Source organism: Faecalimonas umbilicata (genome assembly GCF_042846195.1).
Lineage (GTDB): Bacteria > Bacillota > Clostridia > Lachnospirales > Lachnospiraceae > Faecalimonas > Faecalimonas umbilicata.
Window position 1 is genome coordinate 699346 of the sequence record NZ_AP031411.1, and the last position, 21477, is coordinate 720822.

Genomic DNA, 21477 nt, shown 5'->3' on the forward strand with positions numbered 1-21477 from the left:
GGAAAGGAAAAATTATGATTATCAGAAATATTAATTTAGAGACTGTCTGCGGGATCACAAGTAAGCTGCCGGAAAATGATAAGCCGGAGATTGCGTTTGCAGGGAAATCAAATGTGGGGAAATCTTCGTTGATCAATGCGCTGATGAACCGCAAATCCTATGCAAGAATTTCAGCCACACCAGGAAAGACGCAGACAATTAATTTTTATAATATCAATGAAGAGATGTACCTTGTGGATCTCCCGGGATATGGATATGCAAAAGTGTCGGAGAAAGAGAAAATCCAGTGGGGAAAATTGATTGAAAAATATCTGCATACATCAAAACAGTTACGGGCAGTGTTTCTTCTGATCGACATCCGGCATGAACCATCAGCCAATGATAAGATGATGTATCAGTGGATCGTGGATCAAGGATATAATCCGATTATTATTGCGACAAAATTAGATAAAATCAAGCGCAGCCAGGTGCAAAAACATGTTAAAATGATAAAAGAAGGTCTGCAGCTTGTGCCGGGAACGACAGTTATTCCATTCTCTTCGGAGACAAAACAGGGAAGAGATGAGATTTGGGACCTGGTCGAGCGAGAATTTCTAAATGACGAAGAGACATTACAGGAAACTGAAAACTAAGAAGCAAAGAAAGCTTACTGATTCATAAAAAAGAGGTGGAGCATATGGAAGACAGAAGACCTTACTGGAAAGTGGCGGCAAGTCTTTTGGTCAGTCTGATTGGAACAGTCGTGTTTGTGGTGGTAGGATTTCAACTGATGAGGTATTTTATGCCATTCGTGATTGGATGGGTAATCGCAATGATTGCCAATCCGGTCGTGCGATGGCTGGAAAAGCGGTTGAAGATCGTAAGAAAGCTGGGATCAGCGATCATTATTGTAATGGTGCTCGGTCTGATCGTGACAGGACTTTACTTTGGATTCAGCAAGGCGTTTACGGAAATCAAAATTTTTATTGACAATTTTCCGGAGATGTATCAGCAGTTCGAGGAAGATTTTCGACAGATAGGAAGAGAATTCCAGGGGATTTTTCATTTGTTGCCAGCAGAACTGCAGGTGGGCTGGGATGAGATGGTCAACAATATGGATCAGGGAATGGCAGATTTGATCACGGGGATCAGCGAGCCGACAGTGACTGCAGCAGGAAACTTTGCAAAGCGTCTTCCATCTATTTTGATTGCAGTAATCGTGACGGTCATTTCTGCTTACATTTTTATTGCGGAACGTGACGAGATCATTGTGTGGAGCAAGAAGATCGCTCCAAGTGCAGTTCAGAAAAAAATGACGATGGTTGTGGACAATTTTAAATGTGCAGTGGGGGGATATTTTAAAGCGCAGTTTAAGATTATGATCGTTGTTGCACTGATCTTGAGTTTGGGCCTGGCATTCCTAAAAGTCAAGTATGTGTTACTCTGTGCAATTTTGATTGCACTGCTTGATTTTCTTCCATTTTTTGGAACCGGGACAGCAATGATACCGTGGGCTGTATTCGAGTTTCTGACAGGGGACTATAAACTTGCAATCGGTCTGATTATTTTATATGCTACCACACAGCTTGTAAGACAGCTGATTCAGCCTAAGCTTGTGGCAGATAGCATGGGACTGACGCCGCTTGTGACATTGGTTCTGCTTTATGTTGGTTACAAGATGGGAAGTGTATTTGGCATGATACTGGCAGTTCCGGCAGGAATGATCGTTATTAATATGTACAAAGCAGGAGCCTTTGATTATATTTTAGATGATGTGAAAATATTGCTCAAAGGGATTCAAAAGCTCAGAGAGCCTTAAGGGAAACCAATCCGACCGGACGTGTCTGGGAAAGATGGGAATTAGAAAAGGCGATGGAGATTTATAAAGAGAATGACGTCTATGTGATTTCCGATGAAATCTGGTCTGATCTTGTTCTCCATGGAAATCAGCATATTCCGACACAGTCTGTATCTGAAGACGCGAAAAATCGTACAGTAGCTCAGTATGCTCCCTCTAAGACATTTAATCTTGCGGGAATGGTAGGAAGTTACCATATTATCTATAACAAATATATCCGCGAGCGTGTGGAAAAAGAATCTTCCTTATGCCATTACAATTCGATCAACCTCTTATCGATGTATGCGCTGATGGGAGCTTATTGTGAAGAGGGTGCAGAGTGGACAGATGAGCTTCGCGAGGTGCTTGGTGAAAATGTAACATACGCATGTGATTTTATTGAAGCACATTTCCCTGGGGTAAAAGTGTCAAGACCGCAGGGAACGTATATGCTGTTTTTAGATTGTACGGAGTGGTGCAAGGAACATGGAACTACGATCGATGAAGTGCAGGCCAAAGGATATGAAGTAGGTGTTGTCTGGCAGGATGGGCGTGCATTCCACGGTCCATGTGCAATTCGTATGAATGTGGCACTTCCATTTAGCCGGGTAAAAGAGGCATTTGACAGACTTGCAGAGTATGTATTTTGTTAAGGTAGAAGCGGTGAAAGTTTAGATTTCCTGCTAGTTTTCAGAAGAAAAATGCGACCGTAGAGGAAATTGGGATATGGATCTGTGACAGAATATTCGATTTGAAAGAACAGGACTGCGACCTATCAGGGGGAAATGAGGAACCCAGATAGGTGCGGTCCTTTTGTTATAGGAGTGTTTCTAAAATAAAGGGAAAAGTTAACCGAGTGCTACATCCAGAATCATCATGACACAGAAGCCGACTGCAAATCCGATTGTGGCAATGTTGGAATGTGTTCCTTCACTTGCCTCAGGGATGATCTCTTCTACGATTACATAAATCATAGCTCCTGCCGCAAAACTTAGCAGGTATGGAAGGAGTGGAATCAGAAAATCGGAGAGCAGGATTACTGCGATTGCCCCAAACGGTTCCACCAGACCGGAAAGCGTACCGTAGAGAAATGATTTTCTGCGGCTGATCCCTTCTGATTTCAGTGGCATGGAGATGATTGCCCCTTCTGGGAAATTCTGAATTGCAATCCCGACAGAGAGAGCAAAAGCAGAGGCAAGAGTTACCTCTGTACCGGCATTTTTCAGTCCGGCAAATACGGCACCGACTGCCATCCCTTCCGGCAGATTGTGGATTGCGACTGCAAGAATCATCATAGTTGTTTTTTGAAGACTGCTCTTTGGTCCTTCCGGTTGCGTTTGATTGAGGTGTAGATGTGGAATCAGGCGGTCAAAGAGAAGCAGGAGCAAGATGCCGATCAGAAGACCGGATATTGCTGGGAGGAAGCTGAACTTTCCCATGCCTCTTTCGGTAGACAGATCCATTGCGGGAATCAGCAGAGACCAGACGGATGCGGCCATCATTACCCCGGAAGAAAATCCGAGCAAAGCCTTCTGCAAAAGAGGATGGATTTTGTCTTTCATAAAAAACACCATAGCTGCGCCGAGGGTAGTTCCGACAAATGGGATGGAAACCCCTGCAATTGTATTAAAATCTAACATAGAACCTCCTTGTACTTTTTGATAAAAATGAAATGTTTAATGGAAAAATTATATTGTTATCATATTGTGAAGTGTGAAAAATGTCAATGGCAATGGAAAAAGAAGAAACAGAACAAACATTCGATTTCTTCTGTACTTTTATTTTATATTCTGATATAATAGCGTAAAAGAAAGAAGATAATAGTATTACGAAGAATCCGGTTATTCGAAAAATTTGAATGACGGTGAGAACATAAAGGAGAAATAATGGAGCACTTTGAGTTAGTATCAGAATATGCCCCAACCGGTGACCAGCCACAAGCCATCGAGCAGCTTGTCAAAGGTTTTCAGGAAGGAAACCAATGCCAGACGCTTCTTGGAGTTACCGGTTCGGGGAAGACATTCACAATGGCGAATGTCATTCAACAATTAAACAAACCAACATTAATTATCGCCCACAATAAAACTTTGGCTGCTCAGTTATACGGCGAATTTAAAGAGTTCTTTCCTAATAATGCGGTAGAATATTTTGTATCCTACTATGACTACTACCAACCAGAAGCCTATGTCCCATCTTCGGATACCTACATTGCAAAGGATTCTGCCATCAATGATGAGATTGATAAGCTTCGACACTCTGCGACAGCTGCACTGTCGGAGCGAAGAGATGTGATTATTGTGGCGAGTGTATCTTGCATCTATGGACTGGGTTCACCGATTGATTATCAGGAGATGGTGATCTCGCTGAGGCCAGGTATGATCAAGGACCGAGATGAGGTCATTGCAAAGTTGATTGAGATTCAATACGATAGAAATGATATGGATTTTAAGCGTGGAACCTTCCGTGTAAGAGGCGATGTACTGGAAATCTTTCCGGCAATCTCGGAAGATTATGCAATCCGAGCAGAGTTTTTTGGAGATGAGATTGAACGGATCACGGAGATTGATCTTCTGACAGGAGAGATTAAGAGCGAACTGAGCCATGTTGCAATTTTTCCGGCATCACACTACGTCGTATCGAAGGAGAGCATTGACCGGGCAACGAAGGCAATCGAGGAAGAACTGGAGGAGCAGGTTCGGTACTTTAAGAGTGAGGACAAGCTGCTGGAGGCACAGAGAATCGCAGAACGGACGAATTTTGATATCGAGATGATGAGAGAAACTGGGTTCTGTTCGGGAATTGAGAATTATTCCAGACACCTGACGGGATTAAAACCGGGAGAAGCGCCACACACATTGATTGATTATTTTCCGGATGATTTCATCATTATGATCGATGAGTCACATAAGACAATTCCGCAGATTGGGGGAATGTATGCGGGGGACCGCTCCCGCAAGAAGACTTTGGTGGACTATGGGTTTAGGCTTCCTTCGGCGTTGGATAACCGACCGCTGAATTTTGAAGAATTTGAAAGTAAGGTCAATCAAATGCTGTTTGTCTCTGCTACGCCGGGAGAGTATGAGGAACGCAATGAACTTCTGCGGGCAGAGCAGGTAATCCGTCCGACAGGACTTCTTGATCCGGAGGTGGAAGTACGTCCGGTGGAAGGGCAGATAGACGATCTTGTTGGCGAAGTGAATAAAGAGATTGCGAAGAAAAATAAGGTGCTGATCACAACGCTGACGAAGCGTATGGCAGAGGATCTTACGGATTATATGCGAGAACTTGGAATCCGGGTGAAATACCTTCATTCGGATATCGACACTTTGGAGCGGACAGAGATCATTCGCGATATGCGTATGGATGTGTTCGATGTTCTTGTGGGAATCAATCTTTTGCGAGAAGGGTTGGATATTCCGGAAATCACACTTGTTGCGATTCTCGATGCAGACAAGGAAGGATTCCTTCGTTCGGAGACATCGCTGATCCAGACGATTGGTCGAGCTGCAAGGAATGCAGAGGGTCATGTGATCATGTACGCGGATACGATGACAGATTCTATGAAGGCTGCCATTGAAGAGACAAAGCGAAGACGTCAGGTACAGATGGAATACAATGAGAAGCATGGAATTACGCCGAAGACAATACACAAATCCGTACGGGATCTGATCAGTATTTCAAAAAAGGTGTCTTCCGAGGAGATGAAGCTAGAAAAAGATCCGGAATCTATGAGTGAAAAGGAATTACAGGCTGCAATTAAGGATATTAATAAGAAGATGAAAAAAGCCGCAGCAGAACTGAATTTTGAGGTGGCAGCAGAACTAAGAGATCAGCTGATAGAATTTAAGAAAAAGCTGTTGGAGATAGAGGAATCATAAGGACAAAGAAAAGAAGAGGTAAGAAATGGCACGCAAAGCAGAAAAGAAGCAGTATATTAAGATTAGAGGTGCAAACGAACACAATTTGAAAAATATTGATGTGGATATTCCGAGAAATGAGCTTGTAGTATTGACAGGATTGAGTGGTTCTGGAAAGTCTTCTCTGGCATTTGATACGATTTATGCAGAGGGACAGAGAAGGTATATGGAGTCATTATCCTCCTACGCGAGACAGTTTCTAGGACAGATGGAGAAGCCGGATGTAGAGAGTATCGAAGGCCTTTCCCCGGCGATTTCGATCGATCAGAAATCTACGAATCGAAATCCGAGGTCGACAGTTGGAACGGTGACGGAGATTTATGATTATTTTCGATTACTGTATGCGAGGATTGGTATCCCACATTGTCCAAAGTGTGGAAAAGAGATTAAAAAGCAGACAGTGGATCAGATGACAGATCAGATTATGGAACTGCCGGAAGGAACGAAGATTCAACTACTTGCTCCGGTAGTCAGAGGGCGCAAGGGAACCCACGCAAAACTGTTTGAGAAAGCGAAGAAGAGTGGATATGTTCGTGTGCGCGTGGATGGAAGTATGTATGAACTGACCGAGGAGATTATACTGGATAAGAATATCAAGCATAATATTGAAATTGTTGTAGATCGTCTGATCGTACGGGAAGGGATTGAAAAAAGACTGTCAGATTCGATTGAGAGTGTACTGACATTGGCGGAAGGATTGCTTCAGGTAGATGTGATCGGCGGAGAAACATTAAATTTCAGCCAGAGTTTTTCCTGCCCAGATTGTGGAATCAGTATAGAAGAGATTGAGCCGAGAAGCTTTTCTTTCAATAATCCTTTTGGAGCATGTCCGGATTGTTATGGTCTTGGATATAAGATGGAATTTGATATTGATTTGATGATCCCAGATAAAACACTCAGTATCAATGACGGAGCGATTACGGTGATCGGATGGCAGTCTTGCACAGATAAAGGGAGTTTTACAAGAGCAATCCTGGAGGCACTCTGCAAAGAGTACGGGTTTGATCTGGATACGCCGTTTGAGGACTATCCGGAAGCGGTGCAGCATGTGCTGATTCATGGTACAGATGGAAGGGAAGTGAAAGTATACTATAAAGGACAGCGGGGCGAAGGTGTTTATGATGTCGCGTTTGAGGGACTGCTAAGGAATGTAGAGCGCCGATACCGGGAGACTGGCTCTGAGACGATGAAAGCAGAATATGAATCTTTTATGCGGATTACCCCGTGTCATACTTGTGGGGGACAGCGTTTGAAGAAGGATGCGCTTGCAGTGACTGTCGGCGGAATGAATATTGCGGAGGTAACCGCATTATCAATCGAAAAATTGCAAAAATTTCTTGCAGAACTCGTGTTGACAGAGACACAGGAGCTGATCGGCGGACAGATTCTAAAGGAGATCAAAGCGAGGACAAATTTTCTGATGGATGTTGGGCTGGATTACCTTACCCTTTCTCGGGCGACAGGAACACTCTCCGGCGGTGAGGCACAGAGAATCCGACTGGCGACCCAGATCGGTTCCGGACTTGTAGGTGTGGCCTACATCCTTGATGAGCCGAGCATTGGACTGCACCAGAGAGACAATGACAAGTTGTTAAAGACGTTGAAGCATTTAAGAGACCTTGGAAATACACTGATTGTTGTAGAACATGATGAAGATACGATGAAGGAAGCGGATTATATTGTCGATATCGGTCCTGGGGCAGGAGAGCACGGCGGAGAAGTTGTAGCGGCAGGTACGGCAAAAGAGATTATGAAAAATAAAAAATCTGTGACGGGCGCGTATCTGAGCGGTCGGAAGAAGATTCCGGTACCGGAAGAAAGAAGGGAGCCGAAAGGATTTCTTAAGATTCTTGGAGCAAGAGAAAACAATTTGAAAAATATTGATGTGGAGATTCCACTGGGGGTCATGACATGTGTGACAGGAGTCTCGGGATCTGGAAAGAGTTCTCTTGTGAATGAGATTTTATATAAAGCACTGGCAAAAGAACTGAACCGCGCCCGGACAATTCCCGGAAAGCATACGCGGATCGAAGGGCTGGAACAGGTAGATAAAGTAATCAATATAGACCAATCTCCAATCGGAAGGACGCCGAGATCGAATCCGGCAACTTATACGGGAGTCTTTGATCTGATCCGTGATCTGTTTGCGGCAACAGCAGACGCAAAGGCCAGAGGGTATAAGAAAGGAAGATTCAGTTTTAATGTCAAGGGAGGACGATGTGAAGCGTGCAGTGGAGATGGGATTCTGAAAATCGAGATGCACTTTTTGCCGGATGTCTATGTACCATGTGAAGTTTGTCATGGAAAAAGGTATAACCGTGAGACGTTGGAGGTAAAATATAAAGGAAAAAGTATTTACGATGTACTCAATATGACTGTGGAAGAAGCACTTCATTTCTTTGAAAATGTGCCGAGCATCCGCAGGAAAATGGAGACGTTGTATGATGTAGGACTGTCTTACATTCGTCTTGGACAGCCATCCACCACATTGTCGGGAGGAGAAGCGCAGAGGATCAAATTGGCGGCGGAATTGAGTAAGCGCAGCACCGGAAAAACGGTGTATATCTTGGATGAACCGACAACTGGACTGCATTTTGCGGATGTGCATAAGCTTACAGAAATTTTGCAGAAGCTGTCTGCAGATGGAAATACAGTGGTAGTCATTGAGCATAATCTGGATGTGATTAAAACGGCTGATTATCTGATCGATATCGGTCCGGAAGGAGGAGACAAAGGAGGGACGGTGATCGCAAAAGGAACACCGGAACAGGTTGCCGCTTCCGAATGCTCTTACACCGGAAAGTATATTGCACCGCTGTTGCGGCAGGGGGAATAAACAAAAAATCAGACAGACAAAAATGAGGAAAGGGGAATCGAGATGTCGGCAGATATCGGAATTGATCTGGGAACTGCAAGCGTACTCGTGTTTATAAAAGGCAAAGGGGTTGTATTAAAGGAGCCCTCTGTCGTGGCACTGGACCGGGATACGAAAGAGATAAAAGCCATTGGAGAAGAAGCTAGACTGATGCTTGGAAGGACACCGGGGAATATCATCGCGATCAGACCTTTGGAAAAAGGTGTTGTATCAGACTATACGGTCACAGAAAAGATGATTAAATATTTTGTGCAGAAGTCGCTCGGAAGAAGGATGTTAAAGAAACCTAGAATCAGCATTTGTGTTCCGTGTCAGATCACAGAAGTGGAACAGAAGGCCGTGGAGGAGGCTGCTTATGTAGCAGGAGCAAGAGAAGTCTGTCTTGTGGAAGAACCGGTGGCGGCAGCGATCGGAGCTGGTTTGGATATTATGAAACCATTTGGCAATATGATCGTAGATATTGGCGGCGGAACAACGGATGTGGCGGTGATTTCGCTGGGGGCAGCAGTGGTCCATACTTCTGTGAAGACGGCGGGGAATGATTTTGATGAGGCAATTGCACGCTATATGAGAAAAAAGCAGAATCTGCTGGTTGGTGATCGTACGGCGGAGGAGATTAAGATCAAAGTGGGAACGGTTTATCCGCTTGAAGAGGAACTGGAGATAGAGATCAGAGGACGGAATCTTGTGACGGGATTGCCGAAAACAGTTACGGTGACTTCCTCAGAGACAGAGTCTGTCCTGAGGGAAGTGGCAGACCAAATTGTAGAGTCGGTGATACATGTACTGGAGCAGACACCACCGGAATTGTCAGCGGATATTTTGGAGCGTGGAATTATGCTGACCGGAGGAGGTGCACTTCTGCGGGGGATGGATACACTGATGGAGGAGAAGACGGGAATCCGGACGATGGCAGCAGAAGATCCGATGAAAGTTGTTGCAGTGGGAAGTGGACAATTTGCAGAAGTTACTGGGATGAGAAGAAATTCTTAGTCAGGTTTAGATTTTACAAAAAACATTGAAAATAATAGAGCATAAGCTGCCGGGAAGTAAGGAATTCGGAAGAACAGACAGAGGAAGGGAAATCCTGTGAAAAAGTTTGGATGAAAGCTTTAGTTCACGGCAGTTTTTTTTATATATTTTGTGTGATAGAAGGAGCATATGTATTTTCTGAAAAGCAATCTACAAAGGAGTTTTCATGCTTTTAAGAACATGGTACGATAGAAACAGATTTAACAGAAAAGGAAAAGAGCAGGAACATGGAGAAAATAATCGGATATGTGGAGCACATTGTGTTTCGCAATGAAGACAATGGTTATACGGTGTTTCATCTGCACAATGAAGATGGGGATCTGACTTGTGTCGGGATGTTTCATTATATTAGCGAGGGAGAGTTTCTGGAGGTATCCGGAGAATATACGAATCATGCGGTGTATGGATCACAGCTTCAAGTACAGGAGTATCGGGTAAAAGAGCCAGAAGATCTTCATTCTATAGAAGTTTATCTTGGTTCCGGAGCAATCAAGGGACTTGGAAGTGCGCTGGCAGGCAGAATTGTAAGAAAATTCAAAGGGGATACCTTCCGCATCATCGAAGAAGAGCCGGAACGTCTCGCAGAGATCAAAGGGATCAGCGAGAGAATGGCAAGAGAGATTGCAGTGCAGGTAGAAGAGAAGAAGGAAATGCGACAGGCAATGTTGTATTTGCAGAAATATGGTATTTCAACAACACTTGCGGCAAAGATTTATCAGCATTATGGACAGAGCATTTATCGCGTGGTCGAACAGAATCCGTATCAGCTGGCAGATCATGTAGAGGGGGTTGGATTTAAGACTGCCGATGAGATCGCAGCAAAGGTAGGGATCCATACAGACTCTGATTTCCGAATCCGGAGTGGTATCTTTTATACGTTGCTTCAGGCAGTTGGGGAAGGACACGTGTACCTTCCGGAACAGACACTGCTTGCGCGAACAAGCCAACTTTTGCAGGTGAAAATTGAAGATATGGAGCGGCATCTGATGGATCTGTGTATGGAAAAGAAGATCGTCGTCAAGGAGAAGCCAGAGGGAAAGAGAGTGTATGCTTCTCATTTCTATTATCTGGAATTAAATACTGCAAAAATGTTGTACGATCTAGATATCAAAAATGAAGTGGGAGAAGATTATCTGGAAAAGCGCCTGAGCAAGATTGAGGCGTATGCAGAGCTATCTTTGGATGAATTGCAGCGGACAGCAGTAAAAGAAGCAGTAAAAAATGGTCTGCTTGTGCTGACTGGAGGGCCAGGAACTGGAAAGACAACGACGATCAATGCGATGATTCATTTTTTTGAGAGCGAAGGGCTGAATATTTATCTGGCGGCACCGACCGGACGTGCGGCAAAGAGAATGACGGAGGCGACTGGTTGCGAGGCGCAGACATTACACAGACTGCTGGAGGTCAATGGCAATCCAGAGGGGGAACAGACAGGAGGATTTGGAAGAAATGAAGAGAATCCGCTGGAGGCAGATGTGATCATCATAGATGAAATGTCAATGGTGGATCTATCTTTGTTTCATGCGCTTTTAAAGGCAGTGATGGTTGGGACTCATCTGATCCTTGTGGGGGACGTCAATCAGCTTCCATCAGTGGGACCGGGAAGTGTGTTGAAGGATATGATCAAATCAGAATGTTTTCCGGTTGTGCGGCTCAATAAGATTTTCCGCCAGGCGGGGGAAAGTGATATTGTAGTCAATGCGCATAAGATTAACAATGGAGAGCCGGTTGAGCTGAAAAACAAAGGAAGAGATTTCTTTTTCTTAAAACGGCAGGATGCAAACGTGATCATCAGCATCGTCATCCAGCTTGTAAAGGAAAAAATGCCGAAGTATGTGGATGCTCCGATGCATGAGATCCAGGTGCTTACACCAATGAAAAAAGGATTGATCGGGGTAGAGCGGCTTAATGTGATCTTACAGGAATATCTGAATCCGCCGGATCGAAAGAAAGAAGAAAAAGAATATGGAAATAAGAAATTCCGGGTTGGCGACAAGGTCATGCAGATTAAGAATAATTACCAGCTGGAGTGGGAAGTCAAAACGAAATATGGGCTGACTGTGGACAAAGGAGTTGGCATTTTTAACGGAGATATGGGAATCGTCAAGAAAATCGATCATTACCAGGAACTCATGACGGTGGAGTATGAAGAAGGAAAGCAGGTAGAATATTCCTTTAAAATGCTGGAGGAGTTGGAGTTGGCGTATGCGATCACGATACATAAATCCCAGGGGAGCGAGTATCCGGCGGTTGTGATTCCGCTTCTGCCGGGCCCAAGACTGCTATATCACAGAAATTTATTATATACAGCGATTACAAGGGCAAAAAAGTGTGTTACACTGGTAGGAGATGAGCATACTTTTTATGAGATGATTGAAAATCAAAGTGAGCAAAAACGGTATACGAGTCTGGCGGAAGCGATTCGTGAGCGGTATGAAAGTATCTTGTGATACAAAGAATGAAAAAAACAGAGAAACAGAAGAACAGAGAAAGAAAAACAGCAGAAAAATGGAGAGCAAAACTTATAGGGCACAGGATTTTAGAATTACTTTATCCGACCACTTGTGTGTTTTGTGGAACAGTAGCTTCTGAGGGGATTTGTGAAAGCTGCCGGAAGGAAGTAAAGATACTGCAGGAGCCTCTCTGTAAAAAATGTGGAAAACCAGTGCGCTATGAGGAGCAGGAATACTGCTATGACTGTCAGAAAATCATACATTTCTATGAGCAGGGAAGGAGTCTGTGGCTCCATAAAATGCCGGTTTCGCAATCGATTTATCAGTTTAAGTATAGAAATCGTCGCGTATTTGCACAGTACTATGCGGAACAAATGGCAGGACAGTTTGCAGATCTGTTAAGAAAATGGCAGATCGAGGTGATCATTCCTGTACCAATTCATAAAAGTAAGCGGAGAAAACGAGGATACAATCAGGCAGAAGTTTTGGCAAAAGAGCTTTCCGGACGGTTGGAGGTCCCTATGGAGGCATTTGCAGTCCGAAGAGTTCAAAAAACAAATGCATTGAAAGAGATGAATCCAAGTGAGAGAAGGAGGGCACTTTCCGGAGCCTTTGCCGTGGAGGATGACTGGAAGCCAAAGAAAAAAGTACTTCTGGTCGATGATATCTATACAACGGGAAGTACTGTGGATGAGCTTGCCCGCATATTGAAAGAAAATGGGGTACAAAAAGTATATTTTCTGACTATAAGTGTTGGACAAGGTTTCTGATTATATGCTATACTAAAAATAGTGTTTGGCTGAGGGGAAAAACAGAGACAGAGGTGACGAGATGTTAAATGAGGAACGAGTCAAGATGATGATAAAGCTGGCCTCTTATGAAGAAGGACAGGGAAAAGAAGATTTTAAAGTGAACAGCTATTATAGAAAAGATTATGTGAGTTTCCGTACAATTGTCACATTGATTTGGACGACGATTGGGTATGGATTGGCAGTCGGATTATTTTTTCTTGTGAATCTGGAGAGGATTTTTGAAGACCTGACACTTGCAAAGTTTTTTTTGCTTGGTGTGCTGGTTGTGATCGGATATATTGCAGTGTTGATCATCTATGGGATGATGGCTGGAAGTTATTACAAAAAGAAACACAATGAAGCAAAATTGAGAGTAAAGAGATATTACAGGAATTTATCGCGCCTGAGTAAGATGTATAAAAAGGAGAATATGTAGATGAATAGTTTATACGTGTGGAAAGAAGAGATGCAGAAATTATATGCGCGGTATGCAAAATATATCGATAAAGTACTTCAGCTGATTCTTGGAATTCTCGTATTTGGGATGATCAACTCTAAGCTTGGCTATATGGAACTGGCGGCATCCAAATATGTGACGGCAGGTCTGACAGTGTTCTTTACATTTTTGCCATCAGTGTATATGGCGGTGGCAGCAGCAGTTTTGATTTTGCTGCATTTGTTTTCGTTGTCAATGGCAGTGTTTGCTGTAACGGCAGCCGTGTTTTTGATGATGTTTATTTTTTATTTTCGATTCGCACCGGGGACGGCGACTATTTTGTTGCTGACACCTCTGGCATTTGTATTAAAAGTTCCGTATATTATCCCGGTTGTCTATGGGTTGATCGGAACTCCGGTCTATGTTGTACCGGTTGCATGTGGGACAATTGTTTATTTTATGTTGCATTTTGTATCGTCATCAGCGACTGCATTTAAAGGCAGTGCAGGCGCAGAGGGATTGATGAATGCAGTGACAGAATTTACAAAACAGATTTTTACTAACAAAGAGATGTTGATATTTGTACTTGCATTTTCGGTGTGCCTGCTGATTGTGTATGCAATCCGCAGAAGTTCCTTTGACTATGCATGGAAAGTGGCGATCGCTGTTGGGATTATCGCCAATGTTGTGCTCGTTGTAAGCGGAGAACTTGTCTTTGATGTACATATTCCATATGGTGGTATGATCGGTGGGAATATAGTAGCAGGACTGATTGCAGTTGTGTTGGAATTTTTTGTATTTACAGTGGACTATTCCCGGACGGAACAGATTCAGTTTGAAGATGATGAGTATTATTACTACATCAAGGCAGTTCCGAAGATTTCAGTGCCGGCTCCAAGAAAGACAGTGAAAAAGATCAATGAGAGACAAGAGACAACAACACTTCCGGCGGATGAGATCAGAGGAGCAGGGGAAGTGTTTGATAGAAATGAAGAGGAGGATCAGCAGGATCTTCAGAGAATGATTGAAAAAGAATTAGAAAAATAGTCTTCAAAAATAAGTACAGGAGGTGATAAGATGGGGGCACAGTTTGAGAGATTCCTTGAAAAATATATTTCCGCATGGTATATACCAGAGATTAAAGTTGTCGATATTATTGAGATCATCATTATTTCGGTATTGGTCTATGAGATTATGGTGTGGATAAAAAATACAAAAGCATGGATGCTGTTGAAGGGAATGCTTGTACTTTGTGCATTCATTCTTGTCGCTGCAATTTTTGAGATGAATACCATTTTGTTCTTGGCGAGCCATGCGATCGATGTGCTGGCGATGGCGGCAGTTGTTGTCTTTCAGCCAGAGCTTCGAAGGGCACTTGAAAAACTCGGAGAGAAAAATATTTTGTCTTCGGTTGTGCCTTTGGATAAGAAGAAAGAGTCTGTCAGATTTAGCACAGAGACTATTGATGGTATTGTCAGAGCATGCTTTGAGATGGGAAAAGTTAAGACAGGAGCGTTGATCGTTGTAGAGAGAGCGATCAAACTGACGGAGTATGAAAGCACAGGGATCCGTTTGGATTGTCTTGTTTCCAGTCAGGTGCTGATCAATATTTTTGAACACAATACACCGCTCCATGATGGTGCGATCATTATCAGAGGAGACAGAATCGTCTCAGCAACCTGTTATCTTCCTCTTTCAGACAATATGAAGTTAAGCAAGGATCTTGGAACAAGACACCGTGCGGCAGTGGGAATGAGCGAAGTGAGCGATGCGCTGATCATTGCAGTATCAGAAGAAACCGGGGCAGTTTCCATTGCGATGGGAGGACGTCTGGAGCGTAATGTACGCCCGGAACGGCTCACAGAGAGATTGATTGATGTGCAGGATCGTACGGTAGAGCGGAAACGTCTGATTCCATGGAAAGGAAGGCGAAAAGATGAAAGAAAGACTGACAAATAATTTGGGGCTGAAATTCATCGCAGTGTTCTTCACAATAGTTTTGTGGCTTGTTGTTATGAATGTCGAAGATCCGATTGATACACGGACTTTTAAGGGAATTTCTGTTGGAATACGGAATGATGATATTATCACATCCAAAGGGAAGACGTATTCGGTTGTCGGAGAGCAGTCTGTGGAAGTCACGGTTAAGGCAAAAAAATCTATTTTGAGTGATCTGAAGGAACATCCAGAAAAGATAACCGCATATGCAGATATGCAAAATCTGGAAAACAGGGCTTTGATTCCAGTAGAGGTAAGTATCAGCGGATATGAGGATGAGTATGAGGAGGCCTATACCAATCCGAGAAATCTGGAAGTAGAAATTGAGAATTATCTGTCCAAGAGATTTCCTATTGTCGCAGAGACGAGAGGCACTGTGAGAGATGGATATGTGCTCGGACCGGTCACGCCGAATCCGGCTTATATTACAATCCAAGGTGGTGTCAGCGCTATCAATCAGATTAACAAAGTTGTGGCAAAAGCAGACGTGTCGGGCATGTCAAACGATGGAGAAGTTCCGGCAGAATTGATTCTTTATGATGCCGGCGGAGGAGTCATTGATCAGTTCCAGTTTGAAACGAACCTTGGAGAAAAAGGAGTATCTGTTGATGTGGAATTGCTTGATACGAAAAACGTAAAGCTGGATGTACTATATAATGATGCCATTGTAGAGGGATATGTGGTAGAGGAAGCTTTGATCGAACCGGCTGAGGTACAGATTGCAGGAAGACCGGATGTGTTAAAGGAAATCGATAAGATCACAATACCGGCAGAGGCATTGGAAAATACAGAGATCAGCAGTCGTACGGAAGTTGGAATCGATGTGACGCCATATCTTCCGGAAAATACAAAACTGGTAGATGAGAGTCAGAAAAATATTGCAGTGACGATTTCTGTCAGCGAAGGTGGAAGCAGAAGAATCCATATACCGGTATCTTCGATCATTCCGAGAGAACTGGAAGAGGGACTGAAAGTCAGCTTTGATTCTGAACAGATTGAATTGGCATTTACAGGTTCCGAAGAGAATTTGAAGAAACTTGATGCAAGCAAGATCAATGTCTATATTGATATGAAAGATTATAATACGCCGGGAAAATATCAAGTAGTTCCAGTCGTGGAAGGATATGGAGACTGCCAGTATAAGGGTGAGAAGATCAATATTACAGTCGAAAAGAAAAAGTAAAAAACAGGAGGCAGAGATGATCAGGCAGGTAGTGACAATCAAGAATCCAACCGGGCTTCACTTGAGTCCCGCCGGACTTCTGTGTAAGGCGGCAATGCAATTTGAATGCAAGATCACATTTCAGGCGAAAAATTCTACTGGGAATGCAAAGAGTGTTCTGAGTATTTTAGGGGCTTGTGTGAAATCTGGAGATGAGGTAGAATTTATATTTGAAGGTGAAGATGAAGAAGCAGCAGCCCGAGAGATTATAGAGATGATCGAAAGTGGTTTAGGAGAATAAGATAAAAATAGTCGAGATAAATGCTCGACTATTTTTGCAAAAGAAAAGGAGAAGAAAAATGAACAGAGCGACATTGGTAATTATGGCGGCGGGTATTGGAAGTAGATTCGGTGGCGGAATCAAGCAGTTGGAGCCAGTCGGACCAAATGGTGAGATTATCATGGACTATTCGATTGCGGATGCGATGGAGGCAGGTTTTGATAAAGTCGTATTTGTGATTAGAAAGGATCTAGAGAAAGATTTTAAAGAAGTCATTGGAAATCGGATTGAAAAGGTGGTAAATGTAGCGTATGCTTATCAGGAGCGAGAAGATATCCCAGAACAGTATCGCGAACGATTTGCAGAGCGAACAAAGCCGTGGGGAACCGGACAGGCAATTCTTTGCTGTAAGGATGTTGTAAAAGAACCGTTTCTTGTGATCAATGCAGATGATTATTATGGAAAAGAAGCATATGCAGAAGCTTTCGGATATCTGACAGCAGAGAAGGAACAATCAGAAAAGCAAAAGCTGTGTATGGTGGGATTTGTTCTGAAGAACACATTAAGCGAAAATGGCGGTGTGACAAGAGGAATCTGCAAAGTAGACGAACAGGGAATGCTGACAGATATTGTGGAGACACATCAGATTGAAATGGTACCGGAAGGGGCGGCAGTGCGTACAGAGGAAGGAATGCAGCCGATTGATATCGAGTCTCCGGTGTCAATGAACATGTGGGGACTGACTCCAGAATTTTTCCATATTTTAGAAGAAGGCTTTGAGGAGTTCCTTTCTCAAATACCAGAGTCGGATCTGAAAGCAGAATATCTTCTTCCAACGATCATTGGTGAACTGTTAAAAGAGCAGAAGGTGGAAGTAAAAGTGCTGAAATCACATGATAAGTGGTTTGGGGTTACTTACAAAGAAGATAAAGAGGCAGTTGTAGAAGCGATCAGGAGCCTTGTGGCAAATGGGGTATATCCGGAAAAATTATTCGGATAAGTACTAGATAGAAAGAAAGTAGAAGGCAGAAAATACATGCATACAAAAATAAAAAATACTGTTTGGAAAGGATTGGCAATTTTATTGTCAATCCTTGTAATTGTTTTGAGTGGTTTGGGAATTGTATTGTTCAATGCATCCAGATGGGTGATGGATACGTGGGGGCTGATTACATTTGATGAGATTATTTTTCATCTGAAGGTACCGATGGAGGGAACAAATACGGATATGATATTTGATTTTATCAATCAGTGTCTTCCGGCTGCAATCTTGGTAATGTTATTAGAACTGGCAATTTTTATTGCTTTCAGAAAAAGGAGAAAAAAATATGCTGTAGTTTGCACGGCAGGAATCGTTGGGGCAGTTGTCTTATCGGTGAGTGCGGCAAATTATCTCTGGGTGAATCTGGATATTGGAACGTATCTGGAAACACAGGGCAAAGATTCGACATTTATCCAGGATCACTATGTAGATGTGAAAAATACAGAACTCATTTTCCCGGAGCAGAAGAGGAATCTGATCTATATTTTCCTGGAATCTACAGAGGCGACCTTTATGGGAAAAGAAGATGGAGGAGCCTTTGATCAAAATGTGATTCCGGAACTGACGGAGGTTGCAAGAAATAATATTAGTTTTTCCAATTCAGATTTGCTGGCAGGAGGTGCCTATCCGGCATTTGGTTCTACGTGGACGATGGGAGGAATGTTTGCACAGACTTCAGGACTTCCGTTGAAGATTCCGATTGATGGAAATGCGATGTCTAATCAGGATTTATTTATGCCGGCAGTTACAAGTATTGGAGATATCCTGGCAGAGCAGGGATACCGACAGTCACTTCTGATTGGTTCCGATGCGGAGTTTGGCGGAAGAAAAAATTATTTTGAGCAGCATGGAAATTATGAGATGCTGGATTACGGATGGGCGAATGCAAATGGGAAAATTCCGCCGGATTACCGTGTGTGGTGGGGATATGAAGACCAAAAACTGTTTGATATCGCGAAGGAAAAGCTAACAGAGATTTCGATGACAGGGCAGCCGTTTAACTTTACAATGCTGACTGTTGATACACATTTTGAAGATGGATATTATTGTGAAAAATGTCAGCCTGTGACTGAGAATCAATATGCAAATGTATACTTGTGTGCGAGCCATCAGCTTCAGGAATTTCTTACATGGATCCAACAGCAGAGCTTTTATCCGAATACAACGATCGTTCTGTCAGGGGATCACTTGACAATGGACAGTGATTTTTGTTTGAATATTGATCCGTCATATGAAAGAACAGTGTATAATGCGTTTATCAATCCGGCAGTTATGCCAGTACAGACAAAGAACAGACAGTTTACGACGATGGACATGTTTCCGTCTACACTTGCAAGTATGGGTGTGACGATTCAGGGAGAACGTCTGGGACTCGGTACGAATCTGTTTTCAGCAGAACCGACGCTGGCAGAGCAGTACGAAATAGAAACAATCGATGAAGAACTGGTGAAAGAATCAAAATTCTTTGATAATTTTGTCAGTGATATCAAAGTGGAGGGAGAAGAATAATTCATGAGGAGTGTAGTAATAATAGGGAGAAAATCAATTGAGAGAATGCTCGGTCTGCTGTGTATCATCGCGGCAACACTTATTTTTGGAATGTCCGTAAAGGCAGCAGGACCGGAAGAAATTGCGTATGTATATCTGGACGAAGATGTTGTGGGCACATCAGGAGTACAAAATATCGTTGTCGGTTTTCAAAAGGAAGAAATGGTGATTGGGGGTGCCAGATTATTCTATCAAACGGAATCCGGAACTGAGGGTACTGTGGAAGCTGCACAGATTTTAAATAACACCGTTCTCTTTCAGAAGGAGGGGATGGAAGAAATCGGGACTTATCAGATCACAGGAATTGCATATCTTGATGGATCAGGTGCGGAACAGATGATTTTGTTTGCGGAAAAAGGAATCACAGCTTCTTTTCAAGTAGTGCAGGATGAGGCACTGTTCGTTCCGGAGTCGGGCGCTCAGGTGGAAACTTATTCGATGAATGAGGGAAAGCAGATGGTGCAGGCAGGAGCAGAGACAGCGGAGGCCGCAATTTCAGAAACGCTGGATGAGGCGGGAGTTACTGAGGCAGCTGTCCTAAGTGCCAGAAGTGGAGAGCGAAGAGAAGTAGTTGTTGCAATCGGTGCAGGTCATGATGCAAACCATCCGGGAGCATCTGCAAATGGATTGCGGGAAGAAGTGCTGACATTGAAAGTGGCAAGATACTGCCAGCAGGAATTGTCACAGTATCGTGGGGTCAGAGTTGTAATGATCAGAGAAAGCGAAAGCTGTCCTTATAATTCAACATCAAGCTATTGTCTGAACCAGAGAGTAAAAGATGCAAAAAATGCCGGAGCAGATCTTTATGTAGACCTTCACTTTAACAGTGGTGGAGGAACCGGAGCAGAGATTTACTATCCAAATAAAAACTACCGTCCGGACTTGTCGGAAGAAGGACTCAGTGTGTCAAATAAAATTTTAGAGCAGCTCTCTGCGCTGGGACTTCCAAACCGGGGAGCCAAGATCAAGGACAGTACACTGGCGGGACCGTCCGGGCAGTATCCGGATGGAAGTAAGGCGGATTATTTTACGACAAATGTGCTGGCAAAAGAACTTGGACTGACAGGAATTATTGTAGAGCATGCGTTCCTCGATCATGGATATGATGCGGCAAAACTTCAGGATGAAAACTTCTTGAGACAGTTAGGGATTGCAGATGCGACAGGAATTGCTCAGAAATATGGGCTGGTGAAAGGAAACGAGTCAAAGAAGGGGCTGAATCTGAAAGCACATGTACAAGAACTTGGGTGGCAGAGTACTGTGGGAGATGGAGAACTCTGTGGAACAACTGGAAGAGCACTTGGCTTAGAAGCGCTTCAGATGAGCATTGCCGGAATGGAAGGCGTGGGGATTGAGTATAGTGCCCATGTTCGTGACATTGGATGGCAGGGAACCGTCCGTGATGGTGAGACAGCGGGAACAACAGGAAGAAATTTACAGATAGAAGCATTGAAAATTAAATTGACCGGAAGCAACGCAACAAAGTATAATATATATTACCGAGGACATGCCTCCAACATAGGATGGCTTGACTGGGCAAAAGACGGACAGGCAGCGGGAACACAGGGATATGCTTATCAGTTAGAAGCAGTTCAGGTTCGGATTGTACCGGCAGGAAGCGCCGCGCCGGGAGCAACAAATAGGCCGTTTTTAGACAAAACACAGGAACAGCCAGCGGTGACGCTTTCTTATCAGGCACATGTTTCTGAGATTGGCTGGCAGAATGCAGTGGGAAGCGGAGTAACTGCGGGAACAGTTGGAAGAGCACTTCCGATAGAAGCGCTCAAAGTGAATTTAAGTGGAATATCGGGCATTCAGTATCGTGCACATGTCTCTGAGATTGGTTGGCAGAGCAATGTGACAAATGGAAAGATGTCAGGAACAACCGGAAGAGCACTTCCGATGGAAGCATTGGAGATGAAACTGACTGGCAATGCGGCTGCGAAGTATGATATTTATTACAGGACGCATTGTAGAGATTTTGGATGGCTTGCGTGGACAAAAAATGGTGGAAAGTCAGGGAGTGCAGGATATGCAAAATCCATAGAGGCAGTAGAAATCCAATTGATTCCGAAAGGACAGGCGGGTCCGTCTACATCAGGTACAGCTTTTAAAGAGCGATAAAAG

The 21477-nt window shown here is 43.6% G+C and carries 16 protein-coding genes and 1 pseudogene; 16 read left to right on the plus strand and 1 reads right to left on the minus strand.

The window, feature by feature from the left end; all coding sequences use genetic code 11:
• Nucleotides 1-14 precede the first annotated feature (14 nt).
• The 3 genes and pseudogenes from yihA to ACGG81_RS03470 form a co-directional block, all read left to right on the plus strand.
• Complete coding sequence (gene yihA, locus ACGG81_RS03460; RefSeq protein WP_009262988.1) at nucleotides 15-632, plus strand: ribosome biogenesis GTP-binding protein YihA/YsxC; 618 nt, start codon at nucleotides 15-17, stop codon at nucleotides 630-632.
• Between the two features lie 44 nt (nucleotides 633-676).
• Nucleotides 677-1798, plus strand: coding sequence for a sporulation integral membrane protein YtvI (ytvI, locus tag ACGG81_RS03465; RefSeq protein ID WP_016439399.1), 1122 nt, complete (start codon nucleotides 677-679; stop codon nucleotides 1796-1798).
• Nucleotides 1799-1806: 8 nt separating this feature from the next.
• Nucleotides 1807-2469: pseudogene (locus tag ACGG81_RS03470) on the plus strand (aminotransferase class I/II-fold pyridoxal phosphate-dependent enzyme); the annotation flags it as partial.
• Nucleotides 2470-2664: 195 nt separating this feature from the next.
• On the opposite strand, the gene ACGG81_RS03475 reads toward ACGG81_RS03470, so the two are convergent.
• Entirely contained in the window at nucleotides 2665-3456 is a 792-nt protein-coding gene (locus ACGG81_RS03475) for a ZIP family metal transporter (RefSeq protein ID WP_008976529.1), read from the minus strand.
• Nucleotides 3457-3702: 246 nt separating this feature from the next.
• On the opposite strand from ACGG81_RS03475, the gene uvrB reads away from it, so the two are divergent.
• The 13 genes from uvrB (at nucleotide 3703) to ACGG81_RS03540 (ending at nucleotide 21474) form a co-directional block, all read left to right on the plus strand.
• Nucleotides 3703-5694, plus strand: coding sequence for an excinuclease ABC subunit UvrB (uvrB, locus tag ACGG81_RS03480; protein ID WP_120105834.1), 1992 nt, complete (start codon nucleotides 3703-3705; stop codon nucleotides 5692-5694).
• Nucleotides 5695-5719: 25 nt separating this feature from the next.
• A complete protein-coding gene (gene uvrA, locus ACGG81_RS03485; RefSeq protein ID WP_008976521.1) occupies nucleotides 5720-8569 on the plus strand; it encodes an excinuclease ABC subunit UvrA in 2850 nt (949 codons plus the stop codon).
• A 42-nt stretch (nucleotides 8570-8611) separates the two neighbouring features.
• Nucleotides 8612-9601 carry a rod shape-determining protein gene (locus tag ACGG81_RS03490; RefSeq protein ID WP_390109608.1) on the plus strand — a complete coding sequence of 330 codons (990 nt, stop codon included), beginning with the start codon at nucleotides 8612-8614 and terminating at the stop codon, nucleotides 9599-9601.
• A 266-nt stretch (nucleotides 9602-9867) separates the two neighbouring features.
• The gene (locus ACGG81_RS03495; protein WP_009262983.1) at nucleotides 9868-12090 is read left to right on the plus strand and encodes an ATP-dependent RecD-like DNA helicase; all 2223 of its coding nucleotides are present in this window, start codon (nucleotides 9868-9870) and stop codon (nucleotides 12088-12090) included.
• Nucleotides 12087-12863, plus strand: coding sequence for a ComF family protein (locus ACGG81_RS03500; protein ID WP_390109611.1), 777 nt, complete (start codon nucleotides 12087-12089; stop codon nucleotides 12861-12863). The genes ACGG81_RS03495 and ACGG81_RS03500 overlap by 4 nt, the downstream gene beginning before the upstream one ends.
• 85 nt (nucleotides 12864-12948) lie before the next feature.
• The gene (locus ACGG81_RS03505; protein ID WP_270457770.1) at nucleotides 12949-13320 is read left to right on the plus strand and encodes a hypothetical protein; all 372 of its coding nucleotides are present in this window, start codon (nucleotides 12949-12951) and stop codon (nucleotides 13318-13320) included.
• Complete coding sequence (locus ACGG81_RS03510) at nucleotides 13321-14367, plus strand: hypothetical protein (RefSeq protein ID WP_009262980.1); 1047 nt, start codon at nucleotides 13321-13323, stop codon at nucleotides 14365-14367.
• 30 nt (nucleotides 14368-14397) lie between these two features.
• On the plus strand, nucleotides 14398-15279 hold the full coding sequence (cdaA, locus tag ACGG81_RS03515) for a diadenylate cyclase CdaA (RefSeq protein ID WP_009262979.1): 882 nt from the start codon (nucleotides 14398-14400) through the stop codon (nucleotides 15277-15279).
• Nucleotides 15257-16501 carry a YbbR-like domain-containing protein gene (locus ACGG81_RS03520; protein WP_009262978.1) on the plus strand — a complete coding sequence of 415 codons (1245 nt, stop codon included), beginning with the start codon at nucleotides 15257-15259 and terminating at the stop codon, nucleotides 16499-16501. Before cdaA ends, ACGG81_RS03520 begins: the two co-directional genes overlap by 23 nt.
• A 16-nt stretch (nucleotides 16502-16517) precedes the next feature.
• Nucleotides 16518-16781 (plus strand): HPr family phosphocarrier protein, encoded by a 264-nt coding sequence (locus tag ACGG81_RS03525; protein ID WP_390109615.1) that lies wholly within the window; start codon nucleotides 16518-16520, stop codon nucleotides 16779-16781.
• A gap of 58 nt (nucleotides 16782-16839) precedes the next feature.
• Entirely contained in the window at nucleotides 16840-17760 is a 921-nt protein-coding gene (locus ACGG81_RS03530; protein WP_117576761.1) for a sugar phosphate nucleotidyltransferase, read from the plus strand.
• A 36-nt stretch (nucleotides 17761-17796) separates the two neighbouring features.
• Nucleotides 17797-19311 (plus strand): LTA synthase family protein, encoded by a 1515-nt coding sequence (locus ACGG81_RS03535; protein ID WP_016439393.1) that lies wholly within the window; start codon nucleotides 17797-17799, stop codon nucleotides 19309-19311.
• Between the two features lie 3 nt (nucleotides 19312-19314).
• On the plus strand, nucleotides 19315-21474 hold the full coding sequence (locus tag ACGG81_RS03540; protein ID WP_120105819.1) for an N-acetylmuramoyl-L-alanine amidase: 2160 nt from the start codon (nucleotides 19315-19317) through the stop codon (nucleotides 21472-21474).
• Nucleotides 21475-21477: the final 3 nt, after the last annotated feature.

Excerpts from the sequence above, each read along its gene's own strand:
- ACGG81_RS03510 (WP_009262980.1), top strand. The coding sequence starts at position 13,321 with ATGAATAGTTTATACGTGTGGAAAGAAGAGATGCAGAAATTATATGCG.
- uvrB (WP_120105834.1), top strand. The coding sequence starts at position 3,703 with ATGGAGCACTTTGAGTTAGTATCAGAATATGCCCCAACCGGTGACCAG.
- uvrA (WP_008976521.1), top strand. The coding sequence starts at position 5,720 with ATGGCACGCAAAGCAGAAAAGAAGCAGTATATTAAGATTAGAGGTGCA.
- ACGG81_RS03530 (WP_117576761.1), top strand. The coding sequence starts at position 16,840 with ATGAACAGAGCGACATTGGTAATTATGGCGGCGGGTATTGGAAGTAGA.
- ACGG81_RS03525 (WP_390109615.1), top strand. The coding sequence starts at position 16,518 with ATGATCAGGCAGGTAGTGACAATCAAGAATCCAACCGGGCTTCACTTG.
- ACGG81_RS03520 (WP_009262978.1), top strand. The coding sequence starts at position 15,257 with ATGAAAGAAAGACTGACAAATAATTTGGGGCTGAAATTCATCGCAGTG.
- ACGG81_RS03540 (WP_120105819.1), top strand. The coding sequence starts at position 19,315 with ATGAGGAGTGTAGTAATAATAGGGAGAAAATCAATTGAGAGAATGCTC.
- cdaA (WP_009262979.1), top strand. The coding sequence starts at position 14,398 with ATGGGGGCACAGTTTGAGAGATTCCTTGAAAAATATATTTCCGCATGG.
- ytvI (WP_016439399.1), top strand. The coding sequence starts at position 677 with ATGGAAGACAGAAGACCTTACTGGAAAGTGGCGGCAAGTCTTTTGGTC.
- ACGG81_RS03535 (WP_016439393.1), top strand. The coding sequence starts at position 17,797 with ATGCATACAAAAATAAAAAATACTGTTTGGAAAGGATTGGCAATTTTA.
- yihA (WP_009262988.1), top strand. The coding sequence starts at position 15 with ATGATTATCAGAAATATTAATTTAGAGACTGTCTGCGGGATCACAAGT.
- ACGG81_RS03475 (WP_008976529.1), bottom strand. The coding sequence starts at position 3,456 with ATGTTAGATTTTAATACAATTGCAGGGGTTTCCATCCCATTTGTCGGA.
- ACGG81_RS03505 (WP_270457770.1), top strand. The coding sequence starts at position 12,949 with ATGATGATAAAGCTGGCCTCTTATGAAGAAGGACAGGGAAAAGAAGAT.
- ACGG81_RS03490 (WP_390109608.1), top strand. The coding sequence starts at position 8,612 with ATGTCGGCAGATATCGGAATTGATCTGGGAACTGCAAGCGTACTCGTG.
- ACGG81_RS03495 (WP_009262983.1), top strand. The coding sequence starts at position 9,868 with ATGGAGAAAATAATCGGATATGTGGAGCACATTGTGTTTCGCAATGAA.